13 protein-coding genes are annotated in these 14,655 nt (G+C 44.4%); 11 read left to right on the top strand and 2 right to left on the bottom strand.

The window, feature by feature from the left end; genetic code table 11:
* Positions 1–187: 187 nt before the first annotated feature.
* From FTV25_RS05025 to rdgB, 6 genes are all read left to right on the top strand, one after another.
* On the top strand, positions 188–2,479 hold the full coding sequence (locus tag FTV25_RS05025; RefSeq protein ID WP_180002386.1) for a TonB-dependent siderophore receptor: 2,292 nt from the start codon (positions 188–190) through the stop codon (positions 2,477–2,479).
* Between the two features lie 466 nt (positions 2,480–2,945).
* Positions 2,946–4,643, top strand: coding sequence for a 2-isopropylmalate synthase (gene leuA, locus FTV25_RS05020; RefSeq protein ID WP_180002387.1), 1,698 nt, complete (start codon positions 2,946–2,948; stop codon positions 4,641–4,643).
* 112 nt (positions 4,644–4,755) lie between these two features.
* Complete coding sequence (locus FTV25_RS05015; protein WP_034704397.1) at positions 4,756–5,916, top strand: homoserine O-acetyltransferase; 1,161 nt, start codon at positions 4,756–4,758, stop codon at positions 5,914–5,916.
* A complete protein-coding gene (gene metW, locus FTV25_RS05010) occupies positions 5,916–6,509 on the top strand; it encodes a methionine biosynthesis protein MetW (protein WP_004781976.1) in 594 nt (197 codons plus the stop codon). The genes FTV25_RS05015 and metW overlap by 1 nt, the downstream gene beginning before the upstream one ends.
* Positions 6,506–7,096 (top strand): tetratricopeptide repeat protein, encoded by a 591-nt coding sequence (locus tag FTV25_RS05005; RefSeq protein WP_218945549.1) that lies wholly within the window; start codon positions 6,506–6,508, stop codon positions 7,094–7,096. Before metW ends, FTV25_RS05005 begins: the two co-directional genes overlap by 4 nt.
* Positions 7,097–7,199: 103 nt before the next feature.
* On the top strand, positions 7,200–7,826 hold the full coding sequence (gene rdgB, locus FTV25_RS05000) for an RdgB/HAM1 family non-canonical purine NTP pyrophosphatase (RefSeq protein WP_180002388.1): 627 nt from the start codon (positions 7,200–7,202) through the stop codon (positions 7,824–7,826).
* A 107-nt stretch (positions 7,827–7,933) separates the two neighbouring features.
* Here rdgB and FTV25_RS04995 read toward each other — a convergent pair whose 3' ends face one another.
* Positions 7,934–8,815, bottom strand: coding sequence for a permease (locus tag FTV25_RS04995; protein ID WP_180002389.1), 882 nt, complete (start codon positions 8,813–8,815; stop codon positions 7,934–7,936).
* Positions 8,816–9,001: 186 nt separating this feature from the next.
* On the opposite strand from FTV25_RS04995, the gene FTV25_RS04990 reads away from it, so the two are divergent.
* The 4 genes from FTV25_RS04990 (at position 9,002) to FTV25_RS04975 (ending at position 12,844) form a co-directional block, all read left to right on the top strand.
* Positions 9,002–9,220, top strand: coding sequence for a Sec-independent protein translocase subunit TatA (locus tag FTV25_RS04990; protein WP_159123604.1), 219 nt, complete (start codon positions 9,002–9,004; stop codon positions 9,218–9,220).
* Positions 9,221–9,229: 9 nt separating this feature from the next.
* Entirely contained in the window at positions 9,230–9,652 is a 423-nt protein-coding gene (gene tatB / locus FTV25_RS04985; protein ID WP_180002390.1) for a Sec-independent protein translocase protein TatB, read from the top strand.
* A complete protein-coding gene (tatC, locus tag FTV25_RS04980) occupies positions 9,649–10,428 on the top strand; it encodes a twin-arginine translocase subunit TatC (protein WP_180002391.1) in 780 nt (259 codons plus the stop codon). The genes tatB and tatC overlap by 4 nt, the downstream gene beginning before the upstream one ends.
* 187 nt (positions 10,429–10,615) lie before the next feature.
* Entirely contained in the window at positions 10,616–12,844 is a 2,229-nt protein-coding gene (locus FTV25_RS04975) for a PhoX family phosphatase (RefSeq protein ID WP_159123607.1), read from the top strand.
* A 34-nt stretch (positions 12,845–12,878) separates the two neighbouring features.
* Here the strand turns inward: FTV25_RS04975 and FTV25_RS04970 are convergent, their stop codons facing one another.
* Positions 12,879–13,670 carry an NRDE family protein gene (locus FTV25_RS04970; RefSeq protein WP_159123608.1) on the bottom strand — a complete coding sequence of 264 codons (792 nt, stop codon included), beginning with the start codon at positions 13,668–13,670 and terminating at the stop codon, positions 12,879–12,881.
* 93 nt (positions 13,671–13,763) lie between these two features.
* Here FTV25_RS04970 and lgt point away from each other — a divergent pair, with 93 nt between their 5' ends.
* Positions 13,764–14,576 carry a prolipoprotein diacylglyceryl transferase gene (lgt, locus tag FTV25_RS04965; protein ID WP_159123609.1) on the top strand — a complete coding sequence of 271 codons (813 nt, stop codon included), beginning with the start codon at positions 13,764–13,766 and terminating at the stop codon, positions 14,574–14,576.
* Positions 14,577–14,655: the final 79 nt, after the last annotated feature.

The following is a 14,655-nucleotide window of genomic DNA, read 5'->3' as shown; positions in this document are numbered from 1 at the left end:
ATAAGATCCATATTTAATCAATCTATATTAAAAACATGGTTTTAATTCTCAGTTCGCACTCTAGTCTATCTATTTTTTAAATTGATTAAATTTTGTTCATTGCCAATATCAATGCAAGAAGGATAGCAACGATAACAATAATAATTATTATTTGCGAATCCAAACTTAAAAATAAAAAAGAATGATTATGAGCTATATAAAATCTCGTAAAAAAATAGTTTCTTCAGCCATCGTTTCTTCCCTTTCTTTTGCATCTGCACACACGATTGCACAGGAAAATGTGGTGCAGCTTGAGACCATTCATCAGGAAGTACAAGCTGAACCCGTGCCGGGTCTAAAAGTCGATCAGTCAGCCAATAGCAAGTTTGTTGCGCCACTCCTGGACACGCCAAAATCTGTGGTCGTGATTCCCCAACAACTGATTGAAGATACGCAGGTCACTACGCTGGCTGATGCTTTGCGTACCGTACCAGGTATTACTTTAGGCGCAGGTGAAGGCGGCAATCCGAATGGGGACCGGCCTTTTATTCGAGGCTATAACTCGGAAAGTTCGATGTACGTCGATGGCGTACGAAATTCGACTTCACAAAACCGGGAAATGTTTGCCATTGAGCAGGTCGAAGTTACCAAAGGTTCTGCTTCTGCCATGGGCGGTGCGGGCACTACGGGTGGCAGTATTAATATGATCTCCAAAGTGGCGAAAAAGGGAGATGCGCTGGAAGGCTCTGTTGCGGGTGGTACAGATATGTATGCACGTATCACTCTGGATGCTAACAAGGACTTCGGCAATGGCATGGCGGCTCGTATCGCGGTCATGGGCCACCAGAATGAAAAAGCGGGTCAACATGACGGTGCTGAATATAAACGTGCTGGTATTGCACCCAGCTTCAGTTTTGGCCTGGACAGCGCAACCCGTGGAACTTTAAGTTATTACTATCTAAAAACTGATGATATTCCAGACTCAGGCATTCCCTATAACAATCCGTTTGGGGCGCCTACTGGAAATAACCCTGATAACCGGCCATTAAATGGCAATGGTAAACCGATTAACGTCAAACAAGGGCAGTATTATGGCTGGAAAGATCGTGATTTCCAGAAACAGGAAAACCAGATTGGCACCCTCAAGCTGGAACATGATCTAAATGACAATTTAACCCTCAGCAATACGGCGGTATTTAGCCGTTCTAAAAATGACTACCTCTGGACCAATCCTGATGATTCACGCGGAAACTTCATTTTAAATGGTAATGTCTGGGCTCGGGCCAATTCACGTATCGCAGATACCGATACCTTTACTGATTTGCTGGCTTTAACCGGTAAATTCAACACCGGTATCATCCAGCATAGCTTTAATCTGGGTGCAGAATATTCGGATCAGGATACTGAGCGTACTCAATATATTATTAACGGTCTGAATGCGACTGGCAGTTCCTATGCAGCCTGTGGCACTCCTGCCAATATTGTCTTAGGTTGGTGTACTTCTGTAGACAATCCAAATCGGAGTACCTGGACGGGAACGATTAGTACGGATGGTGCAGACAGTTATCATATTGAGACCAAATCCAAATCGATCTACTTACTGGACAGCATCGAACTGCATCCGCAATGGATTGTGGATCTGGGAGTGCGCTGGGATGACTATAAGACCCAGCAAACATTGACCTATGGACGATTCAATAATGCGGTGACAGGTGCTAACAATACGCCAATTACAGCCGTTCCAGGCGATCAACTCACCCTTGAAAATGAAGATGACTTTATTAACTATCAGGCTGGTCTGGTCTTTAAGCCAAGAGAAAATGGCAGTATTTATATCAGCTATGCCACTTCCTCAAATCCTGTTGGCATCGATGGCGGTGATGGTTCCGAAAGTATTACTGTAGCTATTGAAAATTTAAAACCGGAAAAAGTCCGTACCATGGAACTGGGGACTAAATGGGACATTCTGGAAGACAAACTCAATTTGACCGCCGCCATTTTCCGTACTGAAAAAACCAATACCCGTTCAACCGATGCTGATGGTACTACCCGTAATATTGGAGAGACTCGTGTTGATGGAATTGAGCTAGGTATCAATGGAAATGTCACTGACAAGTGGGCAATTTCTGCAGGCTACACTTATCTGGACAGTGAAATTGTTGACGATGGTACTGCTACTAATGATGGTAATCAGGTGCAGAACGTACCGGAAAACAGTGCAACCTTATGGACAACCTATCAGGTCATGCCTCAGCTGACACTGGGTGCCGGTGCGGTGGCAATGGACAAAGTGTATGGCAATGCTACCAATACCAAATTCGTGCCAGGTTATGTCCGTTACGATGCCATGGCGCGTTATCAGATCAATTCAAATGTAGATCTACAGCTAAATGTGAATAACCTGTCCGACACACGTTATTTTACCAAAGCCTATTCTTCCCACTATGCAACTGAAGCCGAAGGTCTCAGTGCTGTATTAGGCCTACATTTTAAATACTGAGCTAGCCAATTATCATCAGATTCAGGGATAGTCTGAATTCATCAGGCTATTCCTTATTTTTTCACCAGAATAATCTCATATATAGATTGTTCAAAACTTCTCAATAAAGTTATCATATAAAGAAATATTTTAGCCATATTGCTTAATCACAGAAAAATCCAACAAAATTAAAATAGATCAAAGAAATATTTTCCCAATTAATAACTTTATAAGAAAATCTTTTTTAAGATACGACTAAAATCCATAGAAAAAGCAAAAACTTTTCACGTTTTCTGGACTAAAATTAATCTTATAGGTTCACCATGCAGGTGTCTGGTCGATCCTGATGATCAAGACTTTAAAAAATACAGGATTGATCTTATTTACCCACACCTGCCTGTAAACGAATATATAGACAAAATCTATACTGTAGACTGAGCAACTGCTGCACCAAGCGAGTCTGCCAGGCTACCTAAGGAGCTCTCTCATGATGTTGGCTGATCCAAGTAAAAAATACCGTCGCATGTATCAACGTGTGGACTTACCAGACCGTCAATGGCCGAACAATGAAATCACTAAAGCGCCAATCTGGATGAGTACTGACCTGCGTGATGGTAACCAGGCGATCTTTGAGCCAATGAACATCGAGCAGAAGTTCAAAATGTTCCAGATGTTGGTGAAAATCGGTTTCAAACATATTGAAATCGGCTTCCCGTCTGCATCTCAAATTGATTTCGACTTCACTCGTAAATTGATTGAAGAAGGTCATATTCCGGATGACGTCTACATCGAAGTATTGGTTCAGGCACGTGACCATTTAATTGCACGTACTTTTGAATCTTTACAAGGTGCGAAACGCGCAATCGTGCATATCTACAACTCTAACTCTCCAACCTTCCGTCAAAAAGTGTTGAACGTAGACGTTGAAGGTGCAAAACAGTTAGCGATAAATGCAGCGCAAAAAGTGAAAGAATACGCAGCAAAACAGCCTGAAACTGAATTTATCTTCCAGTACAGCCCTGAATGTTTCTCTGCAACCGAATTGGAAGTCGCGAAAGACGTTTGCGACGCTGTGACTGAAATCTGGGAAGCTTCTCCTGAAAACAAAGTCATCTTGAACTTGCCGGCTACTGTCGAAGTATCTACACCAAACGTGTATGCCGACCAGGTGGAATGGATGCACCGCAACATTGAGCGTCGCGACGGCGTGATCATTTCAGTTCACTGTCATAATGACCGTGGCTGTGGTATCGCAGCGTCTGAATTGGCGATTATGGCGGGTGCTGATCGTGTCGAAGGTTGTGTATTCGGCAATGGTGAACGTACCGGTAATGTGGACGTAGCGGCAATTGCCTTGAACATGTATACCCAGGGTGTTGCACCAAACTTGGATTTCTCGAACATCAACGAAATCATTGCGACTGTTGAAGAATGTACGGGCTTGCCTGTACACCCACGTCATCCATATGCGGGTGACTTGGTCTTCACTGCCTTCTCTGGTTCGCACCAGGATGCCATCAAAAAAGGTTTCGAATTCCAGAAAAACGAAGAAATCTGGGATATGCCGTACTTGCCGATCGATCCAAAAGACTTGGGCCGTGACTATGACGCTGTAATTCGCGTGAACTCACAGTCTGGTAAAGGCGGTATCGCATACTTGTTAGAATCGAACTACAACGTGACCTTGCCACGTCGTTTACAGATCGAATTCTCGCAAATCGTGCAGCAAAAAACTGATGAAGATGGTACTGAGATTTCAGCACAAGCGATCTGGAGCTTGTTCAAAGAAACTTATGTAGCTGCGAAAGATGCTCATTATTCTGCGAAAAACTACAAATTGTCAGATGAAAATGGCAATCAGGTGATTGAGCTGGATATTGAAGTAAACGGTGAAACTCAGCACTTACGTGGTGAAGGTAACGGTCCGATCTCTGCGATCTTGGATGCCTTACAATTACCAATCGATGTCTTGAACTATGAAGAACGTAGCATCAGTTCTGGTGCCCATGCTAAAGCCTTGGCATTGGTTGAACTTCAAGTGAAAGGTACTGGTAAATCAGCCTTTGGTGCAGGTGTGCATGACAACATCGTGACCTCTTCAATTGAAGCGATTATCGCATGTACTAACCGCCTGATTGACCAAGGTGTGTTAAGCACTGAACAGGTGATTGCTGCTGCCGTCTAGACACGGTATTAGAATTAGCGATAATTCATAGCACTAAAAAGACTTTAGAAGGATATCTGCAAATGGTATCCTTTTATTTATTCATACTAAAGATTTAAGGCGAATCATTCCCGTGTCTTTTCCAGCTGACTCAGTGGGCCTTGTTGTCCCGCAAAAGTTCCAATTCGAACAGCCGTTAGAGCTTGAATGCGGTCGCATCCTCCCACGTTTTGAACTGATGGTAGAAACTTATGGCGAACTGAATGCCGATAAGTCCAATGCCATTTTGATCTGCCATGCCCTGTCTGGCCATCACCATGCTGCCGGTTATCATCATGAAGATGATAAAAAACCAGGCTGGTGGGATGCCTGTATTGGCCCGGGCAAGGCAATCGATACCAATAAATTCTTTGTGGTGGCGCTGAATAATATCGGCGGTTGTAATGGTTCTACTGGTCCTACCTCTCCTAATCCCGAAAATGATAACCGTCCATATGGTCCAGACTTTCCGCTGGTCACTGTGCGTGACTGGGTAAAAACACAGGCGATGCTGTCTGACCGTCTGGGGATTGATGTGTGGTATTCCATCATTGGCGGCTCACTCGGGGGCATGCAGGCCTTGCAATGGTCCGTAGATTATCCGGACCGTCTGCAAAAATGCGTGATTATTGCTAGTGCACCGAAACTGTCTGCACAAAATATTGCCTTTAACGAAGTCGCGCGTCAGTCGATTCTGTCAGATCCGGACTTCCATCATGGCCGTTATCTGGAAAATGACAGCTATCCAAAACGAGGCCTGATTCTGGCACGGATGGTTGGTCATATTACCTATCTGTCTGAAGAAGCCATGAAGCAGAAATTTGGCCGTGATTTAAAATCTGGCAAATTCATGTATGGCTTCGATGTAGAATTCCAGGTCGAAAGCTATCTGCGTTACCAGGGTGAACAGTTTAGCCGTAACTTTGATGCCAATACTTATCTGATCATGACCAAAGCACTGGATTATTTCGATCCTTCACGTGAATATCAGCAGTCACTGGTCAAAGCAATGGCGCAAACCAAATGTAAGTTCCTGGTAGTTTCTTTCACGACTGACTGGCGTTTCTCGCCTTCACGTTCTGTTGAAATCGTGGATGCCCTCATTACCAATCATAAGCCGGTCAGCTATGTCGATATTGATGCAGAACAAGGCCATGACTCTTTCCTGTTCCCGATTCCCCTGTATGTAAAATCCTTGCGCGCCTTCCTGGGCGGTGAAGAACATCTGCGATCAACACCGAAGGAGGCTGTGTAATGCGTATTGACCAACAACTTGCTGAGAAATGGATCAAGCCCGGTTCACGAATCCTCGACCTCGGTTGTGGTGATGGCGAACTGCTGGCCCATATGAGCAAAAAGCACAATATTCGTGCATATGGATTAGAAATTGATCAAGAAAAGATTGCAATTGCGATCAGTCGCGGGTTAAATATCATCCAGCAGGACTTAAACCTCGGTTTAAGCCGTTTTGCTGACCAGTCTTTTGACTATGTGGTGATGGCACAGGCTTTGCAAGCTGTAGATGCACCAGACGTATTATTGCGTGACATGGTGCGTGTAGGGAAACAGGCCATTATTACCTTTCCAAACTTTGCGCACTGGAAGACTCGTTCTTTCTTGGCATTAAAAGGGAAAATGCCGGTTTCGGAAGCCTTACCCTATATGTGGTATAACACCCCGAACATTCACCTATGTACCTTCCGTGACTTTGAAGCATTATGCGCGGAAAACAACATAAAAATTATTAATCGACTCGCTGTGAATGGGAATCAAGAAGATAGTTTGCTGAGCAAACATCTCCCAAATCTGTTTGGTGAAGTCGCAATTTATCGAGTGAGCGCTCTATGAAAAAATTATTATTAAGTACGACGCTACTGGCTGGACTTTTTGGCATGCAGGCCCATGCCGATTACGTTGCACCAACGCCTTCTGTGGCCAGCCAAGCAGCGCAATATTCAGTAATGGACATTCATAGTCTGACTAAAGCAGCTAAAGCGGGTCAGCCTGGTGCACAATTTTATTTAGCAACCAAATATCAATATGGCAAAGACGTCCAGAAAGATGAACGTCAGGCCTTTGCATGGTACAAAGCTGCTGCCGACCAAGGTCTGGCAGTGGCTCAACTGAATGTTGGCCGTATGCTGGCAGATGGTATTGGTACCAAAAAAGATGAAACACTGGCTCGCCAGTACTTCGAAAAAGCAGCCAGCCGTGGTGATAACCGTGCCAGCTTCAATCTGGCCATGATGGAAGAAAAGAAGAAAAACTACATGGGTGCTTACCAGTGGTATGAACTCTCTACCCGTGACGGCATGCTGGACAATAAAGTGATTACTTTATCTGAAGGCAAAAAAACTGCATTGGCAGCCAACTTGACCCAGGAACAGATCCGTCAAGCACGTGATCGTGCAGACCGTTGGATTCAGGCACAATAAGCTGGATCTGCAAAAGAGCGCCTTCGGGTGCTTTTTTTATGGCCTAAAAACTGCAGCAAGTTGCTACACTACATATATGTAATTTGAAAGATGAGTAATTGATATGGCTTCAACTGACTGGTTATCCCAAGGCACACTGGTACTGGCAAGTAATAATAAAGGCAAGATTGCAGAATTTGAAAAGATGTTTGCAGAACTCAAACTTCCAGTTGAAGTTATTCCTCAAGGTCAGCTGAACATCGAAGATGCGATTGAAGATGGTTTGAGCTTTGTTGAAAATGCCATTATCAAGGCACGTCATGCCTCACGTATTTCTGGCAAACCTGCGATTGCTGATGATTCAGGGATTTGTGTACCAGTTCTGGGCGGTGCACCTGGGATCTACTCGGCTCGTTATGCGGGTGAACATGGTGATGATGCTGCGAACAATGAAAAATTACTGACTGACCTGAAACCACTGCGTCAAGAGGGTGAAGTGATTGAAGGGATGTTTGTGTGTGTACTGGCCTTGGTTCAACATGCCGAAGACCCACTACCACAAATCTTCCAGGGCATCTGGAAAGGTGAGATCTTGGAAGCAGCCCGTGGTGAAAATGGCTTTGGTTATGATCCATTGTTCTGGTTACCAGAACTAGGAATTTCCAGCGCAGAAATGAGCAAGGAAGAGAAAAATAAAATTAGTCACCGTGGGCAGGCCATGCAGCTATTTAAAGTGAGTCTGGAAAAGTAATCCATCTTGATTTCACCCTTTTTAAAAGGGTAAGGAACACGGTTCCGCAAGGGAAGGATTTAAACATTAGTGAATCCTCCTCAATCCCCCTTTTCCAAAGGGGGACCTTAGAGTGCAGGCATTAGCACATGCAACACTAGCCCATAGATCCCGATCAAAATCGCACTAGCCAAGGTTCCCGAAGCAATATATTTGGCTGAATGCCCTGTGCCTTGATAATGGGTTTCCAGTGCCACAATATTGGCTGCTGGCGGTAATAAAAAGAACATCAGCATGACGGCATACGTTAGAGTAAACTGTGGAATCGGCAAATAAAAATAAGCTGCACCACACAGTAACACCGCAAACAATCCCCGACTAAAAATTAGTTGTAGACTGCGCATTAAATCGAAGCGGCTGATCCGTACATTGCTTAGCCACATTCCTAGCACACACATGCCACTAAAAGTCACCAGCACTTTATTGGCTTGATACAGCATCTCTACCCAAGCCACTTGTTGCCAGTGACTCAAATCCCAAAATGACAATAAAGCTGCCATCGACAAAGCCACCACTGGCGGTGAGAGCAACACATTTTTTAAAATATAACGCGCGTCTTGTCTGGCTTCACTGACTGCCATGACTGCACAGACATTGCCAAACAAAGAACCACCAATGTACAGCGCCACCACGGTACTGGTCGCTTGTGGACCAAAAACGGCCAAGGCAAAAGGAATCCCCAGCCATGCACCATTTAAATAGCTCAGACATAAGGCACGCAGTTTATTTTTAAGGATGCAATAAAATACGGCAAAAAACAGGCAGGAACAAAAGAAGCTAAAGCTGATCAGCCACAAACTGCCTTCCTGGTAGAACACCATGTTGTAAATAATCAGCACCGGAATCAGGACCCGGGCCAGTAAAGCCGCCAAGAAAGGCCGAATCGGTTTTAAATATTGCACGCCCCAATAACCGGTCAGAAAAGACAGGAGCGGAAGAATCAAGGCCATGACAGTACTGCTGGGATTTCTATATCAGGCCATATGCTAGCACAGCATGGTTTTAATCGAATCGTAGATTTTTTGATATGAGCTATTCATCGCACTGATGCTGTGTCGGCAAACTGTCATTAAAGCGTCACTGCATTGTCATACAAGCCTGCTGAGATAGGTGCATGAAATATGGAGGATAAAATAATGGCAGGATTATCAATTTGGCATGTGCTGATTTTTGCAATTGTGGTGATTTTATTATTTGGCACATCGAAACTGAAAAATCTGGGTAAAGATGTTGGCGGCGCAATTAAAGACTTTAAAAAATCGGTCAAAGATGAAGAAGCTGAACAGGCCAAGTTAGCAGAGCCACGCATCATCGAGGCACAAGTCAAAACCCCTGAAACCTCGATCAAGAGTTAAGAGTTCGCTATGCTCAATATCGGAATGACCGAGCTGCTGATTTTCGGGATTATTGCGCTTTTAGTCCTTGGGCCAGAGAAACTTCCTGAGGCAGTACGTTTTGTGGGAACATGGTACGGCAAGATCGAGCGTATGGTGAGCAATGTTCAGAATGATCTTGATCGTGAATTACGTCTGTCTGAGCTACGCGAACAAATGCAGGCTGAAATGCAGCGGATTCAGCAACTCGAAGCCAAGATGCAGGCACAAATGGCAGATTTACAGCAGCCGATCGCAACTGAGAAATCAAAAGCAAAGCCTCAGCCTGTTCAGGTATCGGTCAGCTATCAGCCGATCGTAGAGCCTGTATCCCCTGTGTATCTACCTAAACCGGTAATAACACAAGCTGCGATTTCCGAACAACGCTATACAGAAATGAAGGTGGCTGTATGACATCCTTACCGACCACACCAGCCTCAAATGATGCTGCAGTGGTAAATCTTGAAGAGATGCCAATTACCCAGCATTTGGTGGTATTAAGAGAGCATCTGTTTAAAGTAGTTGCTGTCCTGATTGGCCTGTTTTTCTGTTTATTACCCTTTGCCAATCAGACTTACCAGTGGCTGTCTGAACCGCTGCGTGCACAGCTACCCGCAAGCTCGACCATGATTGCCACTGATGTGACGGCAACCTTCATGGCACCGTTTAAGCTGAACTTTTTTGTGGCACTGATGATCGCGATGCCGTTCATCTTGTACCAGCTCTGGACCTTTATTAAGCTGGCGCTGTATGCCAAAGAAAAGAGTCTGGCTTTACCACTTCTGATCGGCAGTATCGTGCTGTTTTATACTGGCATCAGCTTTGCATACTTTGTGGCATTGCCCTCGATTCTGCATTTTTTTATCAGTGTTTCGCCTGAAACCGTAGCCCCAATGACCGACATCAACAGTTATCTCAGCTTCTGTTTAAAGCTGTTTCTGGTCTTTGGTTTTACCTTTGAAATCCCGATTATTACCTTGGTTCTGATCTTGATTGGAGTGGTTTCAACCCAGACGCTGGTCGAAAAACGCCGCTTTATTATCGTTGGCTGTTTCTTTGTAGCTATGTTCGTGACTCCACCCGATGCCTTGTCGATGATCATGTTGGCCATCCCCATGTGGTTACTGTTTGAACTGGGTTTACTGGCAGGAAAACTGATCGAAAAACGCCGTTTAACCGATCAACAATAACAAGAACCCAAAAACAAAAAGAATGTATTTCACTCAGGCAGCCTTGGCTGTCTTTTTGTTTACATTTAAACCAATATATTGATTTATTTAATTTTATTGAAATATAGACTTAACCATTTTGTCATACTTTAGGTCTAATTTATTTCTGACTTAATGAAAAGCAAGCCTTTCACCAGGATCGGAAAAAATGACAGATTATTTAGATTTTAATGATGATTATGACAGCAACAATTCGGGGAATGCAGAGTTCACTCAACTTTTGCAAAAAAATATTAACCGCCGTGAATTGATCAAAAAAACAGCTGGTGGTGCAGTTGCCTTAACTTTAGCAGCTTCTTTAACCGGTTGTAGTGATGACGATGATGAACCAAATAACTCAGACAATCCTACTCCACCATCAACTGAACCAGATTTAACAGCGAAACCAAGCTCGCTAAAATTTAAGGCAGTCGAGAAAAATACTTTAGAACAATTTTCGGTGCCTGAAGGCTACGATTTCAAAATCTTGCACGCTGTAGGCGATCCTCTGAATTCAAGCCTGCCAGTTTGGGATGAAAACAATATTCCAAGTGGTATTTCATATGAGCGTCGTGTTGGTGATAACCATGACGGCATGACCTTTTTCGGTATGAATGCCGCTAAGCAAAATTATGATGCAACAGTATCTGATCAAGGTCTGTTGGTCATGAACCATGAATATTTGCAACGTGGTGATCTACACCCTCGCGGCAATGCTTTTGATCCAAAAGATATTACTGAAGATGAAGCGCTTCGTGAAATATACGCGCATGGTGTTTCAATTGTTCATTTGAAAAAAGACCCAGTCACTCAAGCTGTTAGTGTGAATCTGGACTCACCATTTAACCGTCGTATTACTGCAGCAAGTGAAATCGAATTTAGAGGCCCTGTAAAAAACCATGCCTTGGTACAGACAGCATTTAGCCCAACTGGCTTGATCACACGCGGTACGATTAATAATTGTGGTAATGGTTATACTCCGTGGGGTACTTACCTCACCACTGAAGAAAATTTTAATCAGTACATCGCGCGTCAAACAGAAGATGATGCTGGGGATGTACGTGACGCCATGACTGAACATGCCATCTCTCGCTATAAAGTGAGCAATAAAGCAAGTGGTTATAACTGGCAGAGTATTACAACTCCAACACTTTCATCTGTAGATATGTTCAGCCGTTGGAACACTGCTGCTTTAGCGAACACAGCTCAAGAAGATTATCGAAATACAATCAATACCTTTGGCTGGATCGTGGAAATTGATCCATTCGATAACCGCAGTCGCCCAGTAAAACGTACCGCATTGGGTCGTTTTGCGCATGAAGATTGCCGTGTTAGCCGTGCGATTGAAGGTAAGCCACTTGCATTCTATATGGGTGATGACTCTCAGGGCGAATACATCTATAAGTTTGTATCAGCAACCAATTGGAATCCAAGTGATATCAATGGTGGCTATGCAGCTGGTGATAAATACATGGACCACGGTAAGTTCTATGTCGCCAAGTTTGATTTTAATGAAGCTACGGGTGAAGCGCGTGGTGAATGGCTTGAACTGTCCATGAATAACCCGAAAATTACTAGTTATGAAAAGTATCAGTTTAAAGATCAGGCCGATATCTTGGTACATGCACGTCTAGCTGCCGATGCAGCGGGCGCGACCAAAATGGACCGTCCAGAATGGGTTGCCGTAAATCCTGAAAATGGTGAAGTTTATGTAACTTTAACCAATAACTCGCAACGCGGTACCGGCCATGCCATTGATGCAGCCAACCCACGTCAGTACTCGGACGATGATGATACGACTAATCGCTTGCGCGGTAACATCAACGGCCATATCATCCGCTTCCGTGAAGATCAGGATGATGTCAGCTCGACTGGCTTCACTTGGGATATTTTCCTGTTTGGTGCAGAAGCAGATTCGATTCCTGGGGTTAACCTGTCAGGCTTGACCGATGACAATGACTTCTCTAGTCCAGATGGCATGTGGTTCGATCCACGTGGCGTACTGTGGATTCAAACCGATGATGGTGCTTATACAGATACCACGAACTGTATGATGCTGGCTGCTTTACCAGGTCAAATTGGTGATGGTAGTGTAGCTACAGCTACTGCAGGTGCCGGTACTCAGAAAACACCACTTGGCACTCAACTAGATGACTCCAAGTTACGTCGTTTCTTGGTCGGTCCAGCAGATTGTGAAATTACGGGTGTGACCATGACACCAGACTACAAAGCAATTTTTGTGAATGTTCAGCATCCGGGTGGTACTTGGCCATCAAACCAGCCTGCAAATTTAATCAGTACAGGCAAAGGCTCTCGCCCTCGTTCGGCTACAGTGGTTATTACCCGTAAAGATGGGGGAATCATTGCAGGTGAAGCCTTAGAAACGACTCAAGCTTAATTCTCAAGCAACTTCAAAACAAGGCTGACCTATGTCAGCCTTGTTTTTTGTCCAATGGAATAATTTTTTCAATCACCTGTCCTACATTTTCACCCTGCTGTGATTTTTCTAGCCAGCACCATTTATCATTGGTCATTCTCAAAAAATTAGAACAGCGGGTGCCATAGGCTGGGCTTTGAATAAATGTCGAAGACAGCAGATGTTCCATTTCCACCGAAATCCCTGTTTCAGGTAACAGTTCAGGAATCACTTTACGTTCATCTTCCAGAATATCCCACACGGCATAAGACAGATCAGCTTCCGAAACTGCCTGTTGTTGCAGCATCGGTAAAAATTCCTGGGTAAAGCGTTTGCGTAAATGTCGGGTCTTGTACCAGTCTTCACTCATCAGGCCATTGGAAACCACATATACCCCTTGCGCCAACACTTGCGGTGCTTCACCACGGTTGCTCATATAGACCGCCTGCTCTCGATCACCAACAAACAGGTTAAAGCCTGCATAGTTACATTGCTTTTTTTCCAGTTCTTGGGCAAACCGAATTGGTGTTAATTCAGATTCCAGAAAATCCTGAAGAATATGACCGCGTGAAGTCGGATAAGATTTCTGATCCTGCCCATCCCGAAAATTGGTAATCACTGCCCATCGTCCTGAGGCAGTTACGCCCATCCAGGTACCGCCAGACTGCAGATCCTGCCCGGCAATAATCGGACTGTTCTCCCATTCATATAATGCCTGGGTTGGACGTTGATAGAACTCATCACGATTTGAAATCAGACATAATGGCGTTTCATCCAGAACTCGCCAAGCCAGTGCCACAATACACATAATTGATGCTCTCGATCTTTACACATTGAATGTACAACATTTTTCTTCGCTTTCAGCTAAAATCTGTGCAAAACAGAATCACAAGGAACAGGAATGCTCACCTATCCAAACATAGATCCCGTTGCAATTTCGCTCGGGCCTTTGCAAGTCCACTGGTATGGACTGATGTATCTCTTGGCTTTTTTATTTGCCTGGGGACTGGCGACTTATCGCGCTAAACAACGCGGCTGGACACCAGATATGGTCTCGGATCTGATTTTCTTTGGGGCTTTGGGTGTGATCATCGGTGGCCGGGTCGGTTACGTTTTATTCTACGGTTTTTCTCAGTTTTTGGAAAATCCACTCTGGCTGTTCCAGATCTGGACCGGTGGCATGAGTTTCCACGGTGGCTTCCTCGGCGTAATCTTGGCGATGTTATGGTGGTGCAAGAAATATAAGATGGCCTGGTTCCAGACGCTGGACTTTATTGCACCCTGCGTTCCGACAGGCCTGATGTTTGGCCGGATCGGTAACTTTATTGGTGGTGAACTCTATGGTCGTCAAGTCACTGATCCAAATTTTGCCTTGGGCATGATTTTCCCAACCGATCCGCTGCAACTGGTACGTCATCCCTCACAGCTGTATCAGGCGCTCTGTGAAGGCCTGATTCTGTTTATCGTACTATGGTGGTTCAGTAGCAAACCACGTCCACGTATGGCAGTTTCTGCGGTATTCCTGACCGGCTATGGTCTGGCCCGTTTTATTGTCGAGTTCTTCCGTGAACCGGATAATGGTCAGCTATTTATTGGTTGGATGAGTAAAGGACAATTCCTGAGCCTGCCAATGATCCTGATTGGTCTGTGGATGCTGTGGTATGCCTATCAAAAGAAAATTTATGACTGGGGTCCACAGAAAAATAACGGATAATTTCTCAGAATATTGCGAGGCATCTGCCTCGCTTTTTTATATTTAAAATATGCTAAAGTGCTTTTTATCTTTTCTGTTC

The organism is Acinetobacter sp. YH12249 (assembly GCF_013417475.1).
GTDB lineage: Bacteria > Pseudomonadota > Gammaproteobacteria > Pseudomonadales > Moraxellaceae > Acinetobacter.
The sequence above is the reverse complement of the archived record's forward strand: the minus strand, read 5'-3'. Positions and strand labels throughout refer to the sequence as shown.